Source organism: Microbacterium sp. Kw_RZR3, from assembly GCF_029222405.1.
Lineage (GTDB): Bacteria > Actinomycetota > Actinomycetes > Actinomycetales > Microbacteriaceae > Microbacterium.
Map to the genome: position 1 here is coordinate 1 of NZ_JARHXC010000070.1, position 25,010 is coordinate 25,010.

The 25,010-nt window shown below is 69.4% G+C and carries 20 protein-coding genes, 1 tRNA gene, 1 other RNA gene and 1 pseudogene; 9 read left to right on the top strand and 14 right to left on the bottom strand.

Annotated features, from left to right (window positions below; translation table 11 throughout):
* Both P2P98_RS03600 and P2P98_RS03605 read left to right on the top strand, forming a co-directional pair.
* Nucleotides 1-952: pseudogene (locus P2P98_RS03600) on the top strand (hypothetical protein); the annotation flags it as partial.
* 142 nt (nucleotides 953-1,094) lie between these two features.
* The gene (locus P2P98_RS03605) at nucleotides 1,095-1,598 is read left to right on the top strand and encodes a DUF3145 domain-containing protein (protein WP_058595626.1); all 504 of its coding nucleotides are present in this window, start codon (nucleotides 1,095-1,097) and stop codon (nucleotides 1,596-1,598) included.
* A 141-nt stretch (nucleotides 1,599-1,739) separates the two neighbouring features.
* On the opposite strand, the gene P2P98_RS03610 is transcribed toward P2P98_RS03605, so the two are convergent.
* From P2P98_RS03610 to aceE, 6 genes are all read right to left on the bottom strand, one after another.
* A complete protein-coding gene (locus P2P98_RS03610) occupies nucleotides 1,740-2,978 on the bottom strand; it encodes a beta-ketoacyl-[acyl-carrier-protein] synthase II (protein WP_058595627.1) in 1,239 nt (412 codons plus the stop codon).
* Between the two features lie 69 nt (nucleotides 2,979-3,047).
* A complete protein-coding gene (locus tag P2P98_RS03615; protein WP_013586517.1) occupies nucleotides 3,048-3,296 on the bottom strand; it encodes an acyl carrier protein in 249 nt (82 codons plus the stop codon).
* A gap of 75 nt (nucleotides 3,297-3,371) precedes the next feature.
* Nucleotides 3,372-4,376 (bottom strand): beta-ketoacyl-ACP synthase III, encoded by a 1,005-nt coding sequence (locus P2P98_RS03620; RefSeq protein WP_275797316.1) that lies wholly within the window; start codon nucleotides 4,374-4,376, stop codon nucleotides 3,372-3,374.
* Nucleotides 4,373-5,296, bottom strand: coding sequence for an ACP S-malonyltransferase (locus P2P98_RS03625; protein ID WP_275797318.1), 924 nt, complete (start codon nucleotides 5,294-5,296; stop codon nucleotides 4,373-4,375). The genes P2P98_RS03620 and P2P98_RS03625 overlap by 4 nt, the downstream gene beginning before the upstream one ends.
* An 82-nt stretch (nucleotides 5,297-5,378) precedes the next feature.
* The gene (locus P2P98_RS03630) at nucleotides 5,379-6,614 is read right to left on the bottom strand and encodes a PucR family transcriptional regulator (protein WP_275797364.1); all 1,236 of its coding nucleotides are present in this window, start codon (nucleotides 6,612-6,614) and stop codon (nucleotides 5,379-5,381) included.
* 64 nt (nucleotides 6,615-6,678) lie between these two features.
* Entirely contained in the window at nucleotides 6,679-9,405 is a 2,727-nt protein-coding gene (aceE, locus tag P2P98_RS03635; protein WP_275797320.1) for a pyruvate dehydrogenase (acetyl-transferring), homodimeric type, read from the bottom strand.
* Nucleotides 9,406-9,665: 260 nt separating this feature from the next.
* Here aceE and P2P98_RS03640 point away from each other — a divergent pair, with 260 nt between their 5' ends.
* Nucleotides 9,666-10,361 (top strand): DUF1345 domain-containing protein, encoded by a 696-nt coding sequence (locus P2P98_RS03640; RefSeq protein WP_275797322.1) that lies wholly within the window; start codon nucleotides 9,666-9,668, stop codon nucleotides 10,359-10,361.
* Between the two features lie 689 nt (nucleotides 10,362-11,050).
* Here the strand turns inward: P2P98_RS03640 and P2P98_RS03645 are convergent.
* The 5 genes from P2P98_RS03645 to P2P98_RS03665 form a co-directional block, all read right to left on the bottom strand.
* Nucleotides 11,051-11,126 (bottom strand) — tRNA-Val (locus P2P98_RS03645).
* A 14-nt stretch (nucleotides 11,127-11,140) separates the two neighbouring features.
* Nucleotides 11,141-12,439 (bottom strand): hypothetical protein, encoded by a 1,299-nt coding sequence (locus P2P98_RS03650; protein ID WP_275797324.1) that lies wholly within the window; start codon nucleotides 12,437-12,439, stop codon nucleotides 11,141-11,143.
* On the bottom strand, nucleotides 12,436-12,765 hold the full coding sequence (locus tag P2P98_RS03655) for a hypothetical protein (RefSeq protein WP_275797326.1): 330 nt from the start codon (nucleotides 12,763-12,765) through the stop codon (nucleotides 12,436-12,438). The genes P2P98_RS03650 and P2P98_RS03655 overlap by 4 nt, the downstream gene beginning before the upstream one ends.
* A complete protein-coding gene (locus tag P2P98_RS03660; protein ID WP_275797328.1) occupies nucleotides 12,762-13,979 on the bottom strand; it encodes a hypothetical protein in 1,218 nt (405 codons plus the stop codon). Before P2P98_RS03660 ends, P2P98_RS03655 begins: the two co-directional genes overlap by 4 nt.
* The gene (locus tag P2P98_RS03665) at nucleotides 13,976-14,290 is read right to left on the bottom strand and encodes a DUF6507 family protein (protein ID WP_275797330.1); all 315 of its coding nucleotides are present in this window, start codon (nucleotides 14,288-14,290) and stop codon (nucleotides 13,976-13,978) included. The genes P2P98_RS03660 and P2P98_RS03665 overlap by 4 nt, the downstream gene beginning before the upstream one ends.
* A 90-nt stretch (nucleotides 14,291-14,380) precedes the next feature.
* On the opposite strand from P2P98_RS03665, the gene P2P98_RS03670 reads away from it, so the two are divergent.
* The 3 genes from P2P98_RS03670 (at nucleotide 14,381) to rnpB (ending at nucleotide 17,242) form a co-directional block, all read left to right on the top strand.
* The gene (locus P2P98_RS03670) at nucleotides 14,381-15,109 is read left to right on the top strand and encodes a C4-type zinc ribbon domain-containing protein (protein WP_275797332.1); all 729 of its coding nucleotides are present in this window, start codon (nucleotides 14,381-14,383) and stop codon (nucleotides 15,107-15,109) included.
* A gap of 6 nt (nucleotides 15,110-15,115) precedes the next feature.
* Nucleotides 15,116-16,831 carry a bifunctional 3'-5' exonuclease/DNA polymerase gene (locus P2P98_RS03675; RefSeq protein WP_275797366.1) on the top strand — a complete coding sequence of 572 codons (1,716 nt, stop codon included), beginning with the start codon at nucleotides 15,116-15,118 and terminating at the stop codon, nucleotides 16,829-16,831.
* A gap of 28 nt (nucleotides 16,832-16,859) precedes the next feature.
* An RNA gene (gene rnpB / locus P2P98_RS03680) (RNase P RNA component class A) lies at nucleotides 16,860-17,242 on the top strand.
* A gap of 72 nt (nucleotides 17,243-17,314) precedes the next feature.
* On the opposite strand, the gene P2P98_RS03685 is transcribed toward rnpB, so the two are convergent.
* Together P2P98_RS03685 and P2P98_RS03690 are read right to left on the bottom strand one after the other, a co-directional pair.
* Nucleotides 17,315-17,710, bottom strand: a complete 396-nt coding sequence (locus P2P98_RS03685) for a DUF732 domain-containing protein (RefSeq protein WP_275797334.1) — start codon at nucleotides 17,708-17,710, stop codon at nucleotides 17,315-17,317.
* 46 nt (nucleotides 17,711-17,756) lie between these two features.
* Nucleotides 17,757-18,542 carry a polyphosphate--glucose phosphotransferase gene (locus P2P98_RS03690; protein WP_275797336.1) on the bottom strand — a complete coding sequence of 262 codons (786 nt, stop codon included), beginning with the start codon at nucleotides 18,540-18,542 and terminating at the stop codon, nucleotides 17,757-17,759.
* Between the two features lie 98 nt (nucleotides 18,543-18,640).
* Here P2P98_RS03690 and P2P98_RS03695 point away from each other — a divergent pair, with 98 nt between their 5' ends.
* The 3 genes from P2P98_RS03695 to P2P98_RS03705 are packed head-to-tail and all read left to right on the top strand — an operon-like array spanning nucleotide 18,641 to nucleotide 23,234.
* Nucleotides 18,641-18,826 carry an SPOR domain-containing protein gene (locus P2P98_RS03695; protein ID WP_275797338.1) on the top strand — a complete coding sequence of 62 codons (186 nt, stop codon included), beginning with the start codon at nucleotides 18,641-18,643 and terminating at the stop codon, nucleotides 18,824-18,826.
* 56 nt (nucleotides 18,827-18,882) lie between these two features.
* Entirely contained in the window at nucleotides 18,883-20,223 is a 1,341-nt protein-coding gene (gene glnA / locus P2P98_RS03700) for a type I glutamate--ammonia ligase (protein WP_058595722.1), read from the top strand.
* Between the two features lie 20 nt (nucleotides 20,224-20,243).
* Nucleotides 20,244-23,234: a bifunctional [glutamine synthetase] adenylyltransferase/[glutamine synthetase]-adenylyl-L-tyrosine phosphorylase gene (locus tag P2P98_RS03705; protein ID WP_275797340.1), complete on the top strand. Its 2,991-nt coding sequence runs from the start codon at nucleotides 20,244-20,246 to the stop codon at nucleotides 23,232-23,234.
* A gap of 43 nt (nucleotides 23,235-23,277) precedes the next feature.
* On the opposite strand, the gene P2P98_RS03710 is transcribed toward P2P98_RS03705, so the two are convergent.
* Nucleotides 23,278-24,969: a long-chain-fatty-acid--CoA ligase gene (locus tag P2P98_RS03710; RefSeq protein WP_275797342.1), complete on the bottom strand. Its 1,692-nt coding sequence runs from the start codon at nucleotides 24,967-24,969 to the stop codon at nucleotides 23,278-23,280.
* Nucleotides 24,970-25,010 lie beyond the last annotated feature (41 nt).

The following is a 25,010-nucleotide window of genomic DNA, read 5'->3' on the forward strand; positions in this document are numbered from 1 at the left end:
CATGACCGCACGGCGACCTCCGGCCCGCCGCGTCGCCTCCTCCCGCCGGACACCTCCGCGCCGGACACCTCGGAGCCGCACGCGGCGCCGCTCCCGCGCGGCGACGCTGCGTCGCCGCCGCCTCGCCGTCGGCATCCTCGTCGCGATCGGCGTGCTCTCCATCGTCGGCCTCCTCGTCGCCGCCTTCGTCCCCCTGCTCAGCCTCGGCGTCGCGTGGAACACCGAGATGAAGGACGAGGTGGAGAAGGAGAGCATGGACCTCTCGACCTTCGACCCCGGTCGCCTGATCGACGATGCGGACTTCTACGACGGCAACGCGATGACCGCCGACGAGATCCAGCGATTCCTCGACGAGAAGGTGGGGGAGTGCCGGACCGACACCTGCCTCAACGTCCTGCGAACGACCCTGCCCGGCCGCGACAGGCTCGTTTCGGATGCCACGGGCGAGACCATCTGCGAAGCGATCGACGGGGGCGAACTCACCGCGGCCGAGATCATCGATCGGGTCCAGCGCGCGTGCGGCATCTCCGCGAAGGTCCTGCTCGTGACGCTCCAGAAGGAGCAGAGCCTCGTGTCGGGCCGTACGGCTCGAGCGCCCGACGACGCAGCGCTCGGCGCCGCGATGGGCGCGCGCTGCCCCGATACCGCTCCGTGCGATCCCGGTCTCGCCGGGTTCGCCTCGCAGGTCGTCCAGGGCGCCACCGACCTCAAGTCGTACAGCGCCTCGGACTTCATGCGGCAGCCCGGCACGCACTGGATCGCGTTCTCGCCCGACCCCGACTGCGGCGGCTCCGAGGTCACGATCGAGAACGAGGCCACCGCCGCCCTGTACAACTACACGCCGTACCAACCCAACCCCGCGGCTCTCGCCGCAACGTGGGGGACGGGCGACGCGTGCTCGGCGTACGGCAATCGCAACTTCGCGCTGTACTGGTCGCTCTGGTTCGGCTGACGGCCCGCGCCCGGATCATGCACGGGCGAATCACAGTGTTGTGATTTCGTTATGAACGGGCGATAATGACCGAGACAACCGAACATCGCCGTGAACTCCATCACAGGTCGTAGGGGAAGACGTACCTGACGAAGGAGAGACCATGGCGACCACGTCTTCGCGCGGAGTGATCCTGATCCACTCCGCGCCCCGCGCGTTGTGCCCCCACCTCGAGTGGGCGGTGGGACGCGCTCTCGGCCGTGCCGTGAACTTCGACTGGACCGACCAGCCGGTCCTCGCGGGTAGTCGACGAGCCGAGTTCTACTGGGAGGGTCCCGTCGGCTCCGGCGCAGCTCTCGCGAGCGCAATCCGCGGGTGGGAGCACCTTCGCTTCGAGGTCAGCGAAGATCCGACCCCGCGCAGCGACGGTGGTCGCTGGATGCACACGCCGGGTCTCGGCATCCACTACGCGCAGACCGACGCCGCCGGGAACGTCGTCATCGGCGAAGACCGGGTGCGCTACGCCATGGAGGTCGCCGCGGGCGACGCGTTCGAACTGCAGCGTGAGCTCGACGTCGCGCTCGGTTCCGCGTGGGACGAAGAACTCGAGCCGTTCCGTCATGCCGGAGACGATCAGCAGATCGTCTGGCTGCACAAGGTCGGCTGAAACCGTCGGGCGGGGAGGCGCCATTACCGGACGTCGGTGATCATTCCCGGCACCGAGACCGCGTATCCCCTCCCGATCGAAAGACGAACGCCCCCGCCATCCCCGAAGCAGTCGGGGGATGCCGGGGGCGTTCGGCCGTGATCAGACCGACGCGATCGCCACGACGGCGTTGTGACCGCCGAAGCCGAACGAGTTGCTGATCGCGAGCTGGTCGCCCGCCCCCAGCTCGACCGGCGAACCGGACAGGGCGAAGGGGACCTCGGGGTCCTGCTCGGTGAGGTTGATCGTGGGAGGAGCCACGCGGTTCTGCAACGCGAGGACGGTGAAGATCGCCTCGAGGGCACCCGTTCCGCCGAGCAGGTGGCCCGTGGAGGCTTTGGTGGCCGAGACGGGGATCTCGTCGACGCGATCTCCGAACACCGCGCGCAGCGCCTGGTACTCGTTGGGGTCGCCGACGGGCGTCGAGGTGGCGTGCGCGTTGATGTGGGTGACGTCGTCGACAGACGCACCCGCCATGTCGAGGGCCATGCGCACGGCACGAGCGGCACCGCGTCCCTCGGGGTCGTTCGCGGTGATGTGGTACGAGTCGGCGGTCACGCCGCCGCCCACGATCGAGGCGTAGATCTTCGCCCCGCGGGCTTTCGCGTGCTCCTCGGTCTCGAGGATCAGCACGCCGGCGCCCTCGCCCATGACGAAGCCATCGCGGTCGATGCTCGCCGGGCGGGACGCGGTCTCGGGCGAGTCGTTGCGCTTGGACAGCGCCTGCATCGACGCGAACGAGGCGATCGTGATGGGGTGGATCGCCGACTCGGTGCCGCCGGCGATCACGACATCGGCGAGACCGTCGCGGATGTGCTGAACGGCGTTGACGATCGACTCGGTGCTCGAGGCGCAGGCCGAGGCCACTGTGCGGGCGAAGGCGCGTGCGTTGAAGTGCAGCGACAGGTTGCCGGCCGCCGCGTTCGGCATGAGCATGGGGACCGTCATCGGCATGACACGGCGCGGGCCCTTCTCGCGCAGGACGTCCCACGCGTCGAGGAGCGTCCAGACACCACCGATGCCGGTGGCGAAGTCGACGCCGAGACGGTCGGGGTCGATGTCGGGTGCGCCCGCGTCTTCCCACGCTTCCTTCGCCGCGACCATCGCGAGCTGCGACGACGGGTCGAGTCGCTTGGCGATGGGGCGCTCGAGAACGGTCTCGGGACGCACGAGCGCCTCAGCCGCGAAGGTGACGGGAAGCTGGTACTTCTCGACCCACTCGTGCTCGAGGGTGCGCGCGCCGGAGGTTCCGGCCAGCAGGGCGGACCAGCTCTCGGGGGCCGTCCCGCCGATGGGCGAGGTGGCTCCGATGCCGGTGACGACGATGCGGGGTGTGCTCATGGGGTGCGAAATCCTTGCTGCGGACCGATGGGGCCTGACCGGTGGGGGCCGAAGCCCCCACCGGGAGAATCAGGCCTGGTTCGAGGTGATGAAGGTGACGGCGTCGCCGACGGTCTTGAGGTTCTTGACCTCGTCGTCGGGGATGGTGACGCCGAACTTCTCCTCGGCGTTGACGACGATCGTCATCATCGAGATGGAGTCGATGTCGAGGTCGTCGGTGAACGACTTCTCGAGAGCGACCTCGTCGGCCGAGATGCCGGTCTCATCGGTGATGAGCTCGGCCAGACCTGCGAGGACCTCGTCGTTGGTGAATGCCATGATTTCTCCTGTTCGTGGGTCGGCCCGTGCGGTGACCCGTGGGCCTGGATCAGTCTAGGGTTCGACGCTCTCGCGTCAGGGGAGGACGACGACCTGCGCGCCGAAGACCAGACCGGCACCGAAGCCGATCTGCAGCGCGAGTCCGCCGCTGAGCTCGGGGTGCTCCTCGAGCAGTCGGTGGGTGGCGAGCGGGATGGATGCCGCCGAGGTGTTGCCGGTGGTCTCGATATCGCGACCGATGACCACGGTCTCCGGCAGCCCCAGCTGCTTGGCGAACTCGTCGATGATGCGCATGTTCGCCTGGTGCGGGACGAAAGCGGCGAGATCGCTCGGCTCGATGCCGGCGGCCTCGATCGCCTGACGGGCGACCTTGACCATCTCCCAGACGGCCCAGCGGAACACCGTGGGGCCCTCTTGGCGCAGCGTCGGCCACGGGGCGGCGCCGTCGCGGAACTCGGTCAGGGTGGCGTTCATGCCCACGGCATCCGCCTTCGATCCGTCCGAGCCCCAGATGGTGGGGCCGATTCCGGGCGTGTCGCTGGGTCCGACGACGACGGCGCCGGCGCCGTCACCGAGCAGGAACGAGATGCTCCGGTCGGTGGGGTCGACGATGTCGCTCAGCTTCTCAGCACCGACGACGACCACGTGCTTCGCGAGGCCGGCGCGGATCAAGGCATCCGCCTGGCCCACGCCGTAGGCGAACCCGGCACACGCCGCGTTCACGTCGTATGCCGCGGCGGGGTTCGCACCGATGCGGTCGGCGACGATCGCCGAGGCCGACGGCGTCTGCTTCGGGTTGCTGATGGTCGCCACGATGACGGCGTCGATGTCGGCGGGGTCCACGCCCGACTTCTCGACGGCCTCGCGCGCGGCCTCCGAGGCGAGGTCGATGGCATCCGTCTCCTTGTTCGCGCGAACACGCGTCACGATGCCGGTGCGCTGACGGATCCACTCGTCGCTCGAGTCGATCGGCCCCACGAGGTCGTCGTTCGGCACGAAGTTCTCACCACGGGCGGCGCCGTACGCATAGATCCGCGTGTGCGCCGGTCCCTGCAGCTGACGGAGGGTGGGGGTGCTCATGCCTGGATGTCTTCTTTCAGGAGCGAGACGGCCGCGTCGAGGTCGTCGGGGGTCTTGACCGCCACGGTGGGCGTACCGCGAAGGGCGCGCTTGGCGAGTCCCGTCAGCGCTCCCGCGGGGGAGAGTTCGATGATGCCGGTCACGCCCTGCTCGGCGAACGACGCCATGCAGCGATCCCAGCGCACGGGCGACGCGACCTGCGCGACGACGAGGTCGAGAGCGCGGCGCCCCTCGGCGACGACGGAACCGTCGGAGTTGGTCCAGAGGGTGAGACCCGGGTCGGACACCGCGACACCGGCAGCTGCCGCACGCAGCGTCTCGACGGCGGGCTCCATGAAACGCGTGTGGAAGGCACCGGCGACCTGCAGCGGGATGACCCGCGCGCCGCGCGGCGCCTCGGCCGCCAGCTCGGCGAGAGCGGGCAGCTCGCCCGCCGCGACGATCTGGCCACCGCCGTTGTAGTTGGCCGGGGTGAGGCCCAGGGCCTCGAGGCGCTCGAGGACGACCGCCTCGTCGCCCCCGACGACCGCGCTCATGCCCGTCTCGGTGACGGCGGCGGCTTCGGCCATGGCGCGTCCGCGCAGACCGACGAGGCGGAGTGCATCGTTCTCGGTCAGGACACCGGATGCCGCCAGCGCGGCGATCTCGCCGACCGAATGCCCCGCGACCCCGGCGACGGCGCTTCCGGAGCGCTGCGTCAGAGCGGACCACGACAGCACGCTCGCCGCGACGATGAGCGGCTGGGCGACGCTGGTGTCGCGGATGCGGTCGGCATCCCACTCGGTGCCGGCGGCGACGAGGTCGACACCCGCCTGCTCGGAGTACGCGGCGAGACGCTCGCGTGCCCCGTCGAGTTCGAGCCACGGTGTGAGGAACCCAGGGGTCTGCGACCCCTGCCCGGGGAAGACGGCGATGATCACGGTCCCATCCTGCCAAGGATCGAGCGCCGTCTTATGGAGGTATCGACACAGATATGCGGCGTGTCTTTGTGCGAGCCGTGCATCACCGGGGTGCTGTGGGGCGGCGACCCGCGGCCCCCCGCCGCCGTGTGGCGTCGGTTCCGATCGACCCGAGGATGAGCGCGGTCTGCAGGATGAGCGCCTCGCGGGGGCCGGTGGCATCCCATCCGATCACCTCGGAGACGCGCTTGAGGCGGTACCGGACCGTGTTCGGGTGCACGTACAGCTCACGAGCGGTCGCCTCGAGGGAGCGGCCGTTGTCGAGGTAGCTCCAGAGCGTCGCGACCAGATCGGTGCTGTGCGCTTGGAGGGGCCGGTAGACGCGATCCACCAGCGTCTGCTTCGCCACCGCGTCTCCGGCGAGAGCGCGCTCGGGCAGCAGGTCGTCGGCCTCCACCGGACGCGGCGCGTTGCGCCACGCGCGCGCGACGGCGAAGCCCGCGAGCGCCGCGCGGGCGCTCTGACCGGCGTCGACGAGAGCCGCGACCGGGGGGCCGAGCACCAGGTGGCCCGACCCGAACCCGGGTTCGAGCCGCTTGGCGATCTCGGTGAACGGGAGCTCGGTCGTGTCGTCGCCACCCCGCGCGGGCAGTTCGGCTCGGCCGAGCACGAGGACGAGACGAGACCCCTGGACGCCGATGAGCACGTCGACTCCGAGCTTGCGCGCCGTGCGGCGCACCTGATCGACGTCGAACTGCGGGGGAGTCGTCCCGACGAGGACGGCGACCTCTCCGTGCCCGTGCCATCCGAGGGCGGCGATGCGGCTGGGCAGTTCTTCATCGGCCTCGCCCGTGAGGATCGAGTCGACCACGAGCGCCTCGAGACGCGCGTCCCAGAGGCCGCGTGCCTCCGCGGCACGCGCATAGACGTCGGCGGCGGCGAACGCGACCTCGCGCGAGTACAGGAGCATCGCCTCGCGCACACTCTTGCTCCGCCCGGCGACGCGCTCCTCCATCACCTCGACGGTGACGCGGACGAGTTGCAGCGTCTGCGTCAGGCTCACGCTGCGCAAGAGCTCGCGCGGAGCCGCCGCGAAGATGTCCGACGCGATCGCCGGGGTCTGCGCGGGATCCTCGACCCACTGCGTGAACGACGTGATGCCCGCCTGGGCCACGAGGCCGACGGCCGAGCGCCGGGCCGGCGGCATCCCGGCGTACCAGGGGAGGGTCTCTTCGAGGCGCTGGATCGTGGCCGTCGCGAGGTCGCCGGAGATCCGGCGCAACCACACGAGGGTCTCTTCCTTGTCGCGTGCGACGCGCTCGAGGCCGTCGCGCGAAATGCGGTCGGGACCGGTCCCGCCCGAGAGGGGGGAGTCGGTCCCGACCGTGGGTTCACTCACGTGATCAGGCCTCGCCGCCCGCGTTGCCGCTGGTGCCGGCGTTGACGTCGTGCAGACGGTACTTCTCGATCGCCTGTCCGACGACCGCGCGGTCGACCTTGCCCTCTTCCGCCAGCGCCTGCAGGGCGCGCACGGCGAGCGAGGGGCCGTCGATCTTGAAGAAGCGACGAGCCGCGGCGCGGGTGTCGGAGAAGCCGAAGCCGTCAGCACCGAGCGTCCAGTAGTTCTGCGGGACCCACTGACGGATCTGATCCTGGACGGCGTGCATCCAGTCGCTGACCGCGACGACGGGGCCCTCGGCCTCCTTGAGCTTGTCGGTGAGGTAGGCCGTGCGGGGCTCGGCGTCCGGGTGGAGGAAGTTGTGCTCGTCGGCAGCGAGACCGTCGCGACGCAGCTCCGACCACGAGGTGACCGACCACACGTCGGCCACGACACCCCAGTCGTCCTTCAGCAGACGCTGGGCCTCGAACGCCCACGGCACACCGACGCCCGAGGCGAGCAGCTGCGTGCGGGGACCGTCGCCCTCGCCCGACGAGATGTGGTGGATGCCACGGACGATGCCGTCGACGTCCACGTTCTCGGGCTCGGCCGGCTGCACGTACGGCTCGTTGTAGACGGTCATGTAGTACATGACGTTGGGGTCGGGGTGGTTCCCGCCGTACATGCGCTCGATACCGGAGCGGACGATGTGCGAGATCTCGTACCCGTAGGCCGGGTCGTACGACACGGTGGCGGGGTTGGTGGACGCCAGGAGCTGCGAGTGCCCGTCGGCGTGCTGCAAACCCTCACCGGTCAGCGTCGTGCGACCGGCGGTCGCGCCGATGATGAAGCCGCGCGCCATCTGGTCACCCGCCGCCCACTGCGCGTCACCCGTGCGCTGGAACCCGAACATCGAGTAGAAGACGTAGACCGGGATCAGCGGTTCGCCGTGCGTCGCGTACGACGTGCCGGCCGCGGTGAACGCCGCGAGGGCGCCCGCCTCGTTGATGCCGACGTGGATGATCTGGCCCTGCGGGCTCTCCTTGTACGCGAGCAGGAGCTCGCGGTCGACCGAGGTGTAGTGCTGGCCCTTGGGGTTGTAGATCTTCGCCGTGGGGAAGTACGCGTCCATACCGAACGTGCGCGCCTCGTCGGGGATGATCGGGACGATACGGTGACCGAAGTCCTTGACCCGCAGCAGGTCCTTGAGCAGGCGGACGAACGCCATGGTCGTGGCGATCTCCTGCGTGCCCGAGCCCTTCTTGGGCAGCGCGTACGCCGCGTCTCCCGGGAGTTCCAGGCCCACGTGCGTGCTGCGACGCTCGGGCAGGAAGCCACCGAGCGAACGACGACGCTCGAGCATGTATTTGATGGTCTCGTCGTTCTCGCCGGGGTTGTAGTACGGCGGCTGGTACGGGTTCTCGTCGAGCTGCGCGTCGGTGACCGGGATGTCCATCGCGTCGCGGAAGGCCTTGAGGTCGTCCAGCGTCAGCTTCTTCATCTGGTGGGTCGCGTTCCGGCCCTCGAAGTGCGGGCCGAGGCCGTAGCCCTTGATCGTCTTCGCGAGGATGACGGTCGGCTGGCCCTTGTGCTCCTTGGCCGCCTTGAACGCCGCGAACACCTTGCGGTAGTCGTGGCCACCGCGCTTCAGGCCCCAGATCTGCTCGTCGGTGTAGTCCTTGACGAGCTCGAGGGCCCGGGGGTCGCGACCGAAGAAGTTCTCGCGCACGTAGGCGCCGTTCTCGGCCTTGTAGGTCTGGTAGTCGCCGTCGGGCGTCGTGTTCATGAGGTTGAGCAGCGCGCCCTCGGTGTCGCGGGCGAGCAGGTCGTCCCACTCGCGGCCCCAGACGACCTTGATGACGTTCCAGCCGGCACCGCGGAAGAAGCTCTCGAGCTCCTGGATGATCTTGCCGTTACCGCGGACGGGGCCGTCGAGACGCTGCAGGTTGCAGTTGACGATGAATGTGAGGTTGTCGAGACCTTCGTTCGCCGCGACCTGCAGCTGTCCGCGGCTCTCGACCTCGTCCATCTCGCCGTCGCCCAGGTAGGCCCAGACGTGCGAGTCCGAGACATCCTTGATGCCGCGGTTCGAGAGGTACTTGTTCGACATCGCCTGGTAGATGGCGTTGATCGGACCGAGACCCATCGACACGGTCGGGAACTGCCAGAACTCCGGCATGAGACGCGGGTGCGGGTACGAGGGGATGCCGTTCGGTGCCTGCGACTTCTCCTGGCGGAAGCCGTCGAGCTGCGCCTCGGTGAGACGACCCTCGAGGTAGGCGCGGGCGTAGGCGCCGGGCGAGGCGTGGCCCTGGATGAAGATCTGGTCGCCGCCCGACGGGTCGTCGAGCCCGCGGAAGAAGTGGTTGAAGCCGACCTCGTAAAGAGCCGCCGACGACGCGTAGGTCGAGATGTGACCGCCGACGCCGATACCGGGACGCTGCGCACGGTGCACGGTGACGGCGGCGTTCCAGCGGATCCACTTGCGGTAGCGGCGCTCGAGCTCCTCGTCGCCGGGGAACTCCGGCTCGTTCTGCTGCGAGATGGTGTTGATGTAGTCGGTGGTGGGAACCATCGGCACGTTGAGGTGCAGTTCCTTGGAGCCCTTCAACAGGCTCAGCATGATCTCGCGAGCGCGAGCCGGTCCCTTCGCCTGAACGAGCTGTCGCAGGGATTCCTGCCACTCCCCGGTCTCTTCGGGGTCGCTGTCCTGCGGCCCTTGCGAATACGGATCCTGGTCGTGAACAGTCACGGAAGACCTTTCGTCGTCTGGCAGGTCATGCCAGAGAATCGCCATACAAGTGCGGCAACCCTTGTTCGCTCCGCACAATCAACCATCGTCCAGCCTAGCGAGAAAGACCGACGCCGGAGGCGCGTGCGGCCGACACGTCGTTCGCAGCCACATGACGCTTCGACGTCGAACGATTCAGGGCCGCCCGGAGAGGGTCCCACCGGATGCCAGACCTCACCGTTCCACCGCTCGCACATCGGCGGCGGGTCTAGCCTGAGCGCGTGACCTCCAGCGCATCCGCGGGCTTCCGCACCCGCCCCGAGCATCGGTGGCCGGTGCTCATCGCTCTCGCCGTCGGAACCGGCCTGTACGCGGTCCTCCCGAGCGATGCCTCGGGCGCGCTGCGCTATGTCGTCGTGATCGCCGGCGTGCTCTGCGCGATCCCGATGATCGTGACCAATCCAGCACGCCTGACCCGCGAGACCCGCGTCGGCCGCGGCTTCGCCCTGGGCTTCACCGTGCTGCTGCTGAGCGCCAACCAGGTCGCCTTCTTCCTCCTCGTCCACCAGCTGCTCCAGGGCGAGGGGAGCGGCGCGACGACTCTCCTGGGGGCGGCGCAGGTCTGGGCGATCAACGTCATCGGCTACGCGGTCGTCTACTGGGAGATGGACCGGGGCGGTCCGATCGCTCGCCGACGAGATGCCCGCGACGAGCTACCGCCCGCCGACTTCCAGTTCCCGCAGGACTCCGACCGCGACGCCGTCCGCGAGGTGGCGCGGCGCTCGTCCGACGTCGAGGACTGGGCACCGGGGTACGTCGACTACCTCTACTTCTCGGCATCCAACGCGATGGCCTTCAGCCCGACCGACGTCATGCCGCTGAGCACGCGCGCCAAGATGTTCATGATGGTGCAGGCGATCTCGGGGTTCGTGCTTCTCGCACTCGTGATCGCGCGGAGCGTGAACATCCTGAGTTGACGGTGGTTCTTATGACCCTTTAGACAATTCTCGGCAACCCGGTTGGGTGATCGCAGACAGAGCGAAAGAGGCTCATCGCGTCGAGTGGAAGATGCCGCCTCGAAAAAGACCAAATCATCAACTCGAATGTCGTCCGGTCGAGATCGTACATAAGCTTGAGGTTCTTTTCTGCTTCCGCCACATCAAAGACTGCGTTAGATCGATTGCGCGTGTTGTATGACGACCACGGAAGTTCTTCGGCGATCCCCTGAAGTGTGGCCTCATCACTCACCCCTTTAGCTCGCTCGAGGAAAACGTCGACTATCGGAGAGCCAACGGAATGTGCCGCACGATTACGAGCGTCGCCAGCCGATTTCAGAATTTGAAGGAAGGGCCGAGGATCTGTCCAATTGTCGGGCCATAGCAGTTCTAATAGTTCGAGCTTCACCGCCCAGGCTTTTCGCGTGAGCTTCTGACTCCGCTCCCACACGGAGGCTCCCCTCACGCCGTGGTTTCCACCATCAGCGGACGGGTGTTCCGAACTCGCAAGTGCGGCGACGACTCGCGTCATATTGTCGTCGAGGCTCGCGCCTGCGCCGGTAATTCGACCGACATAGAGATGTAGCTGAAGGCCAGGGGGGAACGAGGATAGGTCGTCCCTGAACGATGGGCGCATAGCTGTACGGTATCGACCCTAATGGTCGTTCTCGTGGTGGGCCCTGCCGGGATCGAACCGACGACATCCACGGTGTAAACGTGGCGCTCTACCAGCTGAGCTAAAGGCCCGGGATGCCACGAGTCTAGCGGGCGGGCGAGACCGGGACTTCCTCGAGCGAACGGGCGCAGAGATCGACGAGGAACGTGTACACCGCGCGACTGGGATCGGCGACGAGTTCGTGCACGCCGTCGACCGGCGGGGTCACGCGCTTCCATCCGTGACCCGGAATGACGGCGTCGAAGCGCTCGCGGCCCGCTCCCTGGATGAGCACGTCGGCCCATCCGTCCGTCGGCGAGTCGACAGCCGCCTCGAGTCCCCGCGTCGACACCGTCATCGGTTCGGCGTCGTCGATCGGCCAGAAGGGCTCGAGTCCGATCCACGCGGCGACGAACGAGGGCACGTGCTCCGGGACGACCAGAGCGATGTGGCGACGTTCCGGATCGGCGATCGCGGCACCCGCGTTCAGCTCGCCGATCGAGGGGTCGTGCGCGATCACAACGCCGCGCGGCCCGGCGAAGGCCACGAGAACGGCGGCTCGACCTCCGCGCCGAACCCGGGCGACGAGGAGAGGCTGACGCGCGCCGAGAGCCGAGGCGACCGCCGTGCCCGTCGGGGTGAGCGCCGCGCCCTCGTCGATGAAACCGGCCGCGAGCAGCTCGGCCGCGGCATCCGTCGCTCTGACCCGACGGGGAAGAATCGCGGATGCCGAGCCCCGGCGCGAGCGTGACGCACCCGCGCGCAGCGCGCTCAGAGCCGCCGCCGAGACCACCGGCGCGGTCGTGGCGAAGGGCGTGGGAGCGAACGCGCTGAGAGCCTCGAGCGGGAAGCCGACACGCGTTGAGGCGTCGGCGTCGGCGGGAGCGGCACCCACCGATCGCGCCGCCGCCTCGACCTCGCCGGCATCGGCGGTGAGACGCAGCTGCGCGGCGATCCACGAGAAGACCGGACCCACTGCTCCGAGCTGAGCGGGGGTGGCGCTGGCGGACAGGTGCACGTGGTGCGTCCCCGTCGCCCACACCGTCTTCGTCACGACGACGTCGGTCGCGCCCGCCGGGTAGGCGAAGGTGATGCATCGCGCGCGGGCGAGGGTGGCATCCGGATTCTCGTCCCACAGGTCGACGCCCACCACCCGGGCTCCGGGATGCTGCTGGCTCGCGGCGAGGATCGCGGCCGCAGACGCGTCGGTGAGCGGCGCGGTGCTGTCCACCATCGTGAGGACGAGGTTGGGCTGGAAGACGTCCTGCCGCTCGCGGAGGGTGAGCACGAGTTCGGCGCCGTCGTACTCCGAAGCGACGAAGCTGTCGGGATAGGTCACGATCGCGTGCGGGGTCCGTACCTCAAGGACGTCGGGAACGCGTCGGTCGGCGGTCGAGAACTTCACGCGCGGCCGCCTTTCATCGTCGGGTCGCCGCGCAGGGTGCGGTACCACGTGGGAAGGAGGAATCGGGGGAGCCAGAATGCCCCGACGATCGCCACGACGAGCAGGACCCCCGCGACCCCGAGCAGGACGAAGAAGACCTCTCGCGAGTACGACTCCACGAGCAGGGCCACGGATGCCATGGCGAACGCCGCACCCAACCACAGCCAGGCGAAACCGATCGTGCTGCCGAATCCGCGGCGCGCGCGGATCCACCCCTTCCATCGACCGGTGTAGGCGACGACGCCGAGCACGAGGAAGACGGCCCCGAGGAGAAGCCCGACGGTCATAGGACGTTCCCCGGCTGCGCCCCGATCGGCCCGGGTGCCATGATCTCGACGTTCTCCTGACGGACGTCGTCCATCACGTCCTGCGCGACCGCTTGACCGCCCATGCCGCCCAGGACGCCGCCGATCACACCGCCGATGATCCCGCCGATGATGGTTCCCGGGCCGGGGAAGATCGATCCGATGCTCGCACCGAGGAGAGCGCCGCCCCAGCCGCCGCCGGCTCCACCCGCGACGGACGCGCTGCCGATCACGACGGTGTCGACGACGGCCTCTTCCTGCCGCTCGTCTTCGGACCAGTCCGGGTGCCGCGTGAGGGTGTCGTTGAAGCTCTCGCCGTAGACACCCCAGTACGTGAGTCCGGCGCCGAGCAGGCCCAGCGCCTTACCGGCGCGGCCGGCCCACTCCGGTGGCGTGCCCACCTTGTCAGGAGCGAACTGCGGCTGGCCCTGCCAGCCCGGCAGACCCGAGACGCGGGGAGGGGTGTCGGGCAGCAGATTGCTCTCGAGCATCAGGATGCCGGAGGCGCTGCGCACCCACACCTGTCCATCGATCATGGTGCGCGGCCACGTCGGGTTGATCTGGCCCGCGGTGAGCGTGATCTCGTCGGGCAGGAGGGCTCCGGGACCCGGGACCATGAGCGTGCCGCGGTACCGCTGCAGGAGCTCGGCGGCGAGACCCTGCGTGCCCGAGCCGATGTTGCCGTTGACGATCTCGAGGCCGTCGTTCATCGACCACGAGGCTGACGTCCGAAGCGCGCGCAGCGCTCGCGCGCACTCCTGGTCGGCCGCGACCACATCGCCCTCGAACACCGATCGCCTCTGCGCGACGTCCCACACCGTGGGGGCGCTCGGGTCACGGTCGTCCATCGGTAGGTCGAGCTGCTCGTCGACGGTGGCGAGGTCGGCCACCAGGGCGGCGCGCCGCGCCTCGAGCGACGTCAGGGTGTCGGCGTAAGTCCGCAGGGCCGAAACGGCAGCCGTGAGAGCGGTCGTGAGGTCGTCGACGGTCGTCGACACCGGCGCCATCGCGCCGTACGCCGTCTGCGCTTCGGGAGCGTGATAGACCGCGCTCAGACCACCCCAGGTGGTCGTGATGTCGGTCGAGGCGTCGTCGAGTCCGTCCAATGCCGCGGCGAGGGTGTCGGCGGCCGCCGATACCGCTGCCGAGCTGGGCACCGCGACGAGCGGTCCGGCTCCGGTGAAGGGCGTGCTCACGGCTGCACGCCGCTCATGGTCGACTGCGTCTGCGCCGCCATGTCGTCGTCGGCCTGCTCGTAGAACGAGATCACGCTCTGGGTCGTCTCGGTGACCGTGCTGACGTGCCGGCGGATCGCGGCGAGGCGGATCAGGAACGGGTCGGCGGCTACCTCGCTGAGCGCGGTCGAGGTCTCACCCTCGCCGACCGCTGTCTGTGCCGCGTCGAAGGCGTTCGCGGTCGCTGTCACGACATCGTCGATGGCCTGGGCGTGTTCGTCGGTTGCACGGCAGACGGCGCGCGCCTGCACGGGATCGATGCTCCATGTCACGGTGATGGCATCCCTTCATCCGGGGGGGTCCGTACGTTCCAGGCTACCCAGGGCGCTCGCGTGTCCGACCCTCGCGGTAGCGTGGACACCGTGAACGCCGACCCCGCCGACCAGCGCAAACTGCTCGATCTCGCCGACCTCGATGCCCGGATCCGGCACGATGAGCGTGTCGCGGGCAACCCGCCGCAAGCGGCGGAGGTGCGCGACCTGCTCGCCCAGCGCGCCACGCTGACCCAGGAGCTGTCGAGTCGAGCCAACGCCCGCGATGACCTGACGGCTGAGATCGCGCGCCTCGAGTCCGACGTCAAGGTCGTCGACGCACGCATCGCGCGCGACACCGAGCGGCTCGCCGCCTCGTCGAACCCGAAGCAGGCGCAGGGCTTCGAGAGCGAGCTCGCCGCTCTCGCGCGTCGCAAGAGCGATCTCGAAGACCTCGAGATCGAACTCATGGAGCGGCTCGAGAGCGCGGATGCCGCCGTTGCCGAGCAAGAGGCTCTGATCGCCGAGACCAACGCCCGCGGTGCAGAGCTGAGCGCCGAAGCCAAGCGCGTGGTCGCCGAGGCCACCGAGCGGCTCGAGGGAGCCCGTCGCGACCGCGAGGCCGTGGCCGGCTCCGTGCCGGCGGATCTGGTCGCGCTCTACGAGCGCCTGGCCGCGCGCGGAAACGGTGCCGGTCTCCTCCGAGCGGGTGCGTGCGAAGCGTGTCGCATGGTTCTGCCCCCGAGCGATCTGGCGTCGGTCCGCCGCGCGCAGACCGACGAGGTCGTCTTCTGCCCCGAGTGCGGGGCGATCCTCGTGCGCACCGAAGAATCGCGGTGAAGCGCCCTGGCGTCCGCGGCCTCTGACGCGGTCGTCGTCGGACGGACGGCATCCGGTGATGTCACCCTGATCGATCTGGATGCCACGGGCGCCGCGACCTCCGCCGTCACCGTCCGGGCGTCCGACGTCACCCGTGCGATCCACGACCGCGAGACGACCGGGCCGGTCCGCTGGATCTGGAGCGACACGCGTACGTGGTATCCCGGTCTGCTCGCCGCGGGCGTTCGCGTGGGGCGAGCATGGGACCTCCGCCTCGTGCACGCGCTCCTCCGCGATGCCGCAGCCGTCACCGACGACCACGGTCTGCGTGCCGCTCGCGCCTGGGACGCGGTGGCAGCCGACACCGTCGCGGCCGACACACTGTTCGACCTCGCGGACACGGCATCCGGCCCTCCCGACACCGCAGACGCGGCGCTCGAGGAGTATCGCCGTCAGCGCGCCGCCATCGACGGCGCCTCCACGCCGGCTGCGCTGCGCCTTCTGTGCGCGGCCGAGTCGGCGGGCGCACTTCTCGCGGTCGAGCTGCATGAGACCGGCTTGCCATGGAGCGTCGAGGCGCACGGCATCCTACTGGCGCGGGAGCTGGGGGAGCGGCGCGGCCAGGCTCTCCCCACCCGCATCGAGGAGTCCGCGGCACGCGTGCGCGCGGCTCTCGGCGACCCGTCGGCGTCGCTCGACTCGCAGCCACGTCTGCTGCGGTCGCTCCATCGCGCCGGTCTCTTCGTCGAATCGACGAGCAAGTGGGAGCTGTCCGAGCACGACCATCCGGTGGTGGAACCCCTCCTGGCGTACAAGAAGCTGATGCGCCTGTACACCGCGAACGGGTGGGCGTGGATGTCGGAGTGGGTTAACGACGGCCGGTTCCGGCCCGTGTACGTGCCGGCGGGCGTCGTCACCGGCCGCTGGGCGTCATCCGGCGGGGGAGCGCTGCAGATTCCCCGGGCGCTCCGTGTCGCGGTTCGCGCCGACCCGGGGTGGACGCTCGTCACGGCCGACGTGGCGCAGCTGGAACCCCGCGTCCTGGCGGCGATGGCGCGCGACACCGCTCTCGCCGACGCCGCGCGCGGCCGCGACCTGTACGCGGGTGTCGTCGAGGCCGGCGCGGTGGCCACGCGCGCCGAGGCGAAGATCGCGATGCTCGGGGCGATGTACGGCGCGACGACCGGGGAGAGCGGCCGTCTCCTTCCCCGTCTGCGGCGCACCTTCCCCCGGGCCATGGCGCTCGTCGACCATGCGGCGCGCGTCGGCGAAGAGGGCGGTGTCGTGTCGACGTGGCTCGGCCGCACCTCGCCCGGACCGGGCGAGGCGTGGCGTGCGGTGCAGTCGCGGGCCGGCGACGCCGAGGCATCCGGGATCGACGAGACCCGCGCCCGCCGCTCCGCGCGCGACCGGGGGCGCTTCACGCGCAACTTCGTGGTGCAGGGAACGGCCGCCGAATGGGCTCTCGCCTGGCTCGCCGATCTGCGCGGGCGCCTCGCGGCTTTCGAACCCATGGATGCCGCGGACGCCGCGCCCCGCTCCGGCCCGGTGTTCGAGCGCCGCCCGCACCTGGCGTTCTACCTGCACGACGAGATCATCGTGCACACGCCGGTCGTTCACGCCGAGGCCGTCGCCGCGGCCGTCCGCGAGTCGGCGGCGACCGCTCAACGCCTTCTCTTCGGCTCGTTCCCCCTGGACTTCCCGCTCGACCTCCGAATCGGCGAGACGGCGGAGAAGGCGTGATCGGCCCGCGTAGACTCGAGGGTGCGAATGGGTCGGCTGGACGGTCGCGTCACGGGTTCGCCCGTGCCGAGGAACGTCCGGGCTCCACAGGGCAGGACGGTGGGTAACGCCCACCCGGAGCAATCCGCGAGACAGTGCCACAGAGAGCAGACCGCCCCACCGGTCCCTGAGCTTGTCGAAGGGCCGCGGGGTAAGGGTGAAAGGGTGGTGTAAGAGACCACCGGGGTCGTGGTGACACGACCCGCACGGTAAACCTCGTCCGGAGCAAGGCCAGACAGGGGATGTTGACGCGGCTCGCCGAGTCCCCGGGTAGGCCGCTGGAGCGGCACGGCAACGTGTCGCCGAGAGAGATGACCGTCCACGGGGCGTTTCGCCCCCGGACAGAACCCGGCGTACAGGCCGACCCATTCGCTTCACGTCACTCGACCAGGCGAGTTCGCGCCGCGAGGACGGGCCTGCACGCCGGTTCGGCGAATGCGCCGGTCAGTCGCAGAGCGTCGCCTGAGCAGCCTGGGCGACGATGACGCCGTCACCCGGCTGAGCGGAGAGGCCCGCGGGAACGACGAGGATGACCTGGTCGGCGGGCGTTCCGGCCTCGAGCTGCTCGCACGTGCTCTCGCCGAGCGAGACCAACTCATCGTCCGTCGCCGAAGCGAGGTCGCCGAGCTTGCTGCGCACCTCGGTGAGGTAGGCGGCATCCTCCGACGAGGCCGGACTCGCGGTGTCTTCCGGCTCGACGACGACGGTCGTGTCGCCCGACGAGAAGGTCCCGGTCTGTCCGGGCATGACGGTGATGTTCTCCTCGGTCGTTTCGCTGGTGCATCCGGCGAGGAGCACAGCGGCGGTGGCGAGGACGAGGACAGCGGGGAGACGTTTCATGGCTCCACCATAGGAAAGCCGAAACGCGTCCGTCAGAAAGACGGCCTCACTTGACAGCGGGCAGCGCCTCGGGCACAGGCACGGCCAGCGAGGCTGCGCCGATGATCCCCGCGTTGTTGCGATGCTTCGCGGGGACGATGGGGGCACGCAGCTTGAGCAGGGGCAGGAACTGCTCGGAGTGCTTCGAGACCCCGCCGCCCACGACGATCAGGTCGGGGCTGAAGAGGAACTCCACGTAGTCGTAGTACCACTGCAGGCGCTTCGCCCATTTCTCCCACGAGAGTTCCTCGCGCTCCATCACGGAGTAGGCGGCGTAGCCCTCGGCGTCCCGCTTGTGACCGCTGCGCTGCAGATGGCCGAGCTCGCTGTTGGGGACGAGCACGCCGTCGTAGATCAGCGCCGAACCAATCCCGGTGCCGAGCGTCGTCAGGATGACGAGACCGTCGATACCCTTCGCGGCGCCGTATCGCACCTCCGCGACACCGGCGACATCGGCGTCGTTAGCGAAGTGAATGTCGCGAGACAGACCGTGCTCGAAGAACTTCTCCGCCTCGAAGCCGATCCACGACTTCGACACGTTGGCTGCCGAGAGGGTTCGTCCGCCCTTCACGATGGCCGGGAAGGCCACGCCGAGCGGCAGGTCTGCCGGCGCTTCGAGGGTCTCGAGCACCTCCTTGACGGCGGCGAGCACGTCGGCGGGCTCCGCGCCGGCGGGGGTCGCGACCTTGATGCGATCGCTGACCAACTCCCCGGCATCCAGATCGACGATCCCCGCTTTGATTCCGGTTCCGCCGATGTCCACTCCGACCGCGCGCGACGCATTCGTTGCCATGCCCTCCAGCCTATCCAGCCGAGCGGCCTGGATCAGTAGGATCGACAGAGGCCCGGCGGACAGCCGCCGCAGACGCTTGACCCACGCGAGGAGCGATCGTGAGCGACGAGAACACGAAGTACTGGTACAACCTGGAGACCCACGAGGTGGAGCAGGGATACGCCTCGCCGGCGATCGACCGTGCCGGGCCCTTCGACACCGCCGAAGAGGCGGCTCGCGCGCCCGAGATCCTGCGCGAGCGGTCGCGGCAGTGGGCCGAAGACGACGCCCGCGACGACCGCTGACCCGTCGACGGCGTCAACCGCTGACCGCACCGTACTGAGAACGAGGGATGACGACGATGGACAAGCAGCGCGATTTCGTTCTGCGCACGATCGAAGAACGCGGCGTGAAGTTCGTGCGCCTGTGGTTCACGGATGTCGTGGGCACGCTGAAGTCGGTGGCGATCGCGCCGGCCGAGGTCGAGGGGGCCTTCACCGAGGGCCTCGGATTCGACGGCTCGGCCATCGAGGGTCTCACGCGTTCGTACGAGTCGGACCTGCTCGCCCACCCCGACCCGACGACCTTCCAGATCCTGCCGTGGCGCGGCGAGATCGACCCCACGGCGCGCATGTTCTGCGACATCACGACGCCCGACGGCCAGCCCGCCGTGGCCGACCCGCGCCACGTGCTCAAGCGCACGCTCGCCAAGGCCGCCGACGCCGGGTTCACGTTCTACACGCACCCCGAGATCGAGTTCTACCTCCTCAAGTCGTCCCAGCTGGGCGCCGACGGACGCCCCGAGCCCGTCGACTCGGCCGGCTACTTCGACAACGTCCCCGGCGGCACGGCTCACGACTTCCGCCGTCGCTCGGTGCGCATGCTCGAAGACCTCGGCATCTCCGTCGAGTTCAGCCACCACGAGGGCGGCCCCGGCCAGAACGAGATCGACCTGCGCTACGCAGACGCGCTCACGACCGCCGACAACATCATGACCTTCCGCACGGTCGTGAAGGAGGTCGCGATCGAGCAGGGCGTCTACGCCACGTTCATGCCGAAGCCGATCAGCGGCCAGCCCGGCAGCGGCATGCACACGCACCTGTCGCTCTTCGAGGGCGACATGAACGCGTTCTACGAAGAGGGCGCGCAGTACCAGCTGTCGAAGGTCGGCCGTCACTTCATCGCGGGCCTGCTGCGCCACGCGAACGAGATCTCGGCCGTCACCAACCAGTTCGTCAACTCGTACAAGCGCCTGTGGGGCGGCGACGAGGCTCCCAGCTTCATCTGCTGGGGCCACAACAACCGGTCGGCGCTCGTGCGCGTGCCGCTGTACAAGCCGAACAAGGGTCAGTCGACGCGGGTTGAGTACCGCGCGCTCGACTCCGCCGCGAACCCGTACCTGTCGTACGCGCTCATGCTCGCGGCCGGCCTCAAGGGCATCGAAGAGGAGTACGAGCTCCCCGCCGAGGCCGAAGACAACGTCTGGTCGCTCAGCGACGCCGAGCGCCGTGCGCTCGGATACGCGCCGCTGCCCGCGAGCCTCGACCACGCCCTCGAGTACCTCGAGGAGTCGGAGCTCGTCGCCGAGACGCTCGGCGAGACGGTCTTCAAGTACGTGCTGCTCAACAAGCGTCGCGAATGGCAGCAGTACCGCGCTCAGGTGACGCCGTTCGAGCTCGCGAGCAACCTCGAGGCACTCTGACACCGCCCGACAGGACACCGATGATGTCGGGCGATCGATCGACGGCGCTCACGGCCCTGGCGCGCATCGGCTTCTCGCGACTCGCCGAGGCCGATGCGCTCCTCGGCGAGCTCGACGAGCTGGTCGGCGTCGAGCGGACGGATGCCACGGCCCTGGCGCAGCGCGTCGCGGACCCCGATCGCGCCCTGTCGGCGATCGTGCAGATCGCTCGACGGAACACGGATGCGGTGCGCGCCTGCGCCGCAGACGCCGGAGCGTGGCGCGCGCTCTGGGACATCGTGGGCGCCTCGGACGGGTTCGCGGAGTTCTACCTCCGTCATCCGGAGGAGCTCGCGCACCTCGCCGGCGCCGGTCTGACCATCCCCGACGAGCAGGAGATGCGTGCCGACCTCCTGGCATCCGTCGGCGACGAGAACGGCTTCGCGGCGGATTCCTCGGATGCCGCGTGGGTGGCGTTGCGAGTGCGCTATCGGCGCATCCTGGCCCGGATCGCCGCGTACGACCTGGGGCAGGACGACCCGGCCGCCGCGATCGACATGGTCTCGGCATCCCTCGCCGACCTGGCCGGAGCGGCGCTCGAGGCTTCGCTGAGCGTCGCTCGTGCGCGTGTGGCCGGGCCCGGGCCGGCGGCGTTTCCGCGCGCCCAGGTCGAGGCGACGCAGTTCGCGATCATCGCGATGGGCAAGACCGGTGCCCGCGAGCTGAACTATGTCAGCGACGTCGACGTGATCTTCGTCGGCGGGTCGGCTGACGAAGAGGTCGTGTCCGAGGCGCGCGCGATCGACATCGGGACGCGCCTGGCCGTGCAGACGATGCGCGGCATCTCGGGGCCTGAGATCGAGCCGCCTCTGTGGGAGGTCGACCCGAACCTCCGCCCCGAAGGGAAGCAGGGAGCGCTCGTACGCAGCCTCGGCTCGCACCGGCAGTACTACGACCGGTGGGCGAAGAGCTGGGAGTTTCAGGCGCTCTTGAAGGCGCGCGCGATCGCGGGCGACGCGCAGCTCGGCGCCGACTACGTCTCGGCGATGCAGCCTCTCGTGTGGCACAGCGCCGCGCGCGAGAACTTCGTCGAGGGCGTGCAGCGCATGCGCGAGCGCGTGACCGACCACATCCCGGCGAGCGAGATCAACCGTCAGCTGAAGCTCGGTCCCGGCGGCATCCGCGATGTCGAGTTCACGGTGCAGCTGCTTCAGCTCGTGCACGGGCTCACCGACGAGCGGATCCGCCAGCGCGGCACGCTCGAAGCGTTGGACGCGCTCGTCGCCGAGGGCTACATCGGGCGTTCCGAGGCCGAGGCGTTCGCGCGCGACTACCGCCTGCTGCGTCTGCTTGAGCATCGCCTGCAATTGCGGGGTCTGCGCAGGACGGCGCTCCTCCCCGAGAAGCCCGACGATCTTCGCGTCCTCGCGCGGGCGACGCGATTGGCGGATTCCGCCGAGGGGGTTCAGGCCGCGTGGGAGGCCATCAAACGCGAGGTGCGCGACATCCACGTGCGCCTCTTCTACCGTCCGCTGCTCTCCGCCGTGGCGGCCCTGCCCGAGGGGGAGCGCACCCTCTCGACCGAGCAGGCGCGCGACCGCCTCGCCGCGATCGGCTTCCGCGATCCTGCCGGCGCCCTGAGGCACATCGCCGCGCTGACCACCGGGTTGAGCCGCAAGGCCACCATTCAGCGGCACCTCATGCCGGTGATGATCCGCTGGTTCGCCGATGGCGTCGACCCCGACTACGGGCTCCTGGTTTTCCGGCGCATCAGCGAGCGACTGGGGAACACACCCTGGTTCCTCCGTGTGCTTAGAGACTCCGCCGGTGCGGCCGAGAGCCTGACGCGTGTGCTGTCGGGATCGCGCTACATCGGCGAGCTGATGGAGTGGATACCCGAAGCGGTGGCATGGCTCGACGACGATGCTCTGCTCCGCCCACGCTCGGGCAAGGCGCTCGAAGATGAGGCGCGAGCCATCCAGACGCGATGGCAGAACATCGACGACGCCATGCGGTCGGTACGCGCGCTCCGTCGTCGCGAGATGCTCCGTGTCGCGATGGCGGCTGTGCTCGAGGTGGTGTCGCTGGAGGAGCTCTCCGACGCTCTGACCACCATCACCGAGACGACGATCCAGGCGACGCTCCGCGCCGTCCGCCGCGCCGTCGTCCCGCCGGAGGACGATGACCTCGACTTCTCGGTCATCGCGATGGGACGCTTCGGCGGTCGAGAGCTCGGTTTCGGGTCGGATGCCGACGTGATGTACGTCTATCGCGCGAACGGCCTCGATCCTCAGCGCGCGAACAACCTGGCGCTGAAGATCGTCGCCGGCCTGCGCGAGCATTCCGAGGACCACCGCCTCCCGCTCGATCTCGACGCCGAGTTGCGCCCCGAGGGTCGCAGTGGCCCTCTGGCCCGCTCCCTCGACGCGTACGCCGAGTACTACCGCCGCTGGTCGTTGTCGTGGGAGGCGCAGGCCCTCCTGCGCGCCCGCGGCGTCGCCGGCAGCGTCAAGCTCATCAACGACTTCATGGCTCTCGCCGACGAGGTGCGCTACCCCGAGAAGGCCGACCCGAACGGTTTGCGCGAGATCCGTCGCATCAAGGCACGCGTCGAGAACGAGCGGCTTCCGCAGGGTGCCGACCCCGCACGTCACCTCAAGCTCGGTCCGGGGTCGCTCAGCGACGTCGAGTGGCTCGTCCAGATCCTCCAGCTGCAGCACGCCCGCGCCGTGCCGGGTCTTCGGACAACGTCGACCCTCGGAGCGCTCCGCGCGGCCGTCGATGCCGGCCTCGTCCCGGCCGACGCGGCCGAGAAGCTCGCGGCATCCTGGCACCTGGCGAGCCGCCTCCGTTCGGCCAACACCCTGCTCTCGGGCCAGACGAGCGACGTGCTCCCCGCCGACCGCGCCCGTCTCGACGGCATCGGACGCATCCTCGAGTATCCGCCGCGCTCAGCGACCCGTGTCGAGGAGGACTACCTCGCCGCGACCCGCCGTGCCCGACGCGTCTTCGAGAAGCTCTTCTACGGGTGATCTCCGTTCGGTGGCGGGCCCGCGGTCCGAGATCGCGCGCCGGTCACGACATCAGGCGCTCGCGCACCTCTCGACGCAGGACCTTGCCCACGAGCGAGCGCGGGAGGTCGTCGACGATGATCACGCGCCGCGGGACCTTGTAGGCAGCCAGGCGGGTCTTGCAGAAGTCGCGCACCGCGTCCGGCTCGAGGTCGACCCCGTCGCGGACGACGATCGCGGCAGCGACGTCTTCGCCGCCCCGCGGCTTGGGCAGCGCGACGACGGCGGCAGCCTCGATATCGGGATGAGCGACGAGCGCGTCCTCGACCTCGCTGGGCGAGACGTTGAACCCGCCCGTGATGATGATCTCTTTCAACCGGTCGACGATCGTGACGAAACCGTCGGGGGAGACGGAGGCGATGTCGCCCGTGCGCAACCACCCTCCGTCGAGCAGCGTCTCGGCGGTGTCGGTCGGGCGGTTCCAGTAGCCCTGGAACACCTGTGGACCGCGCAGGAGCAGTTCGCCCGTATCGCCGAGGGGTACATCGCTCTCGGGGTCGGCGGGATCGACCACGCGGATCTCGGTGCTGGGGAACGGCACGCCCACCGTGCCCGGCCTGCGAGACGGACCGATCGGGTTGCCGAGCGCGACGGGCGAGGACTCGGTCATGCCGTACCCCTCGACGAGCAGACCGCCGGTGGCGGCCTCCCAGCGATCCACGGTCGCGACGGGCAGGCTCATCGCCCCCGAGATCGCGAAACGCACGGTCGACAGATCGATCGTGCCGCGAGCGGCCGCGCGGGCGAGCTGGTCGTAGATGGGCGGAACCGCGGGCAGGAAGGTCGGTGGGCTCTTCCGGATCGCGGATGCCACGAGCTCGAGATCGTACTTCGGGAACAGCACGAGCTTCGCGCCGATGCTCATCGCGAACGTCAGGCACAGAGTGAGCCCGTACGCGTGGAACAGAGGAAGGACGCCGTAGAACGTCTCTTCCCCGTCATGCAGACCCGGCACCCAGGCGCGGCCCTGCATCGCGTTGGCGCGCAGGTTCGCGTGCGTCAGTACTGCCCCCTTGGGACTGCCCGTCGTGCCGCTCGTGTACTGGAGGAGCGCGATGTCGTCGAGTCGCGGTCCGGCCTGCTTTCGCGACAGCGTGCCGTGGCCGAGCAGCGTCTCCCACCGGCGGACCCGCTTCGACGTAGGGGCGGCGGTGAGCTGCGCGCGGGCCTCCCGGGCTTTGCGTACGGGCAGGCGCAGCGCGAGGCGCTGGAAGCGCGGCATGGCGGATGTGATGTCGACGCTGACGACGTGCTCGAGCGCCAGGTCGGAGGGGAACTCGGCAACGGTGTCGGCGACCTTGTCCCACACGATCGCGAACCGCGCGCCGTGATCCTCGAACTGGTGTCGCAACTCGCGAGGGGTGTAGATCGGGTTGTGCTCGATGACGATCGCACCGAGCCGGAGGGCCGCGTAGAACGCGACCACGTGCTGCGGACAGTTGGGAAGCACGAGGGCGACCCGATCACCGGCGCGCACACCGAGCCGACGAAGACCCTCGGCGGCCCGGTCGACGAGCTTTCCCAGCTCGCGGTAGGTCGTCGTCGCGCCGAAGAACTCGAGCGCGGGGCTCTTGCCGTACCGCGACACGCTCGCGGCCATCATCTCGGGCAGAGTCTGCGTCGGCTCGTCGATCTCGTGCGGGACTCCTTCTGCGTAGGAGCTCAGCCAGGGACGCGAAGCGTAGGGGAGGGGCATGGCATCCATCCTTCCGCGCCCCTCCGACATCCCGGCAGCAC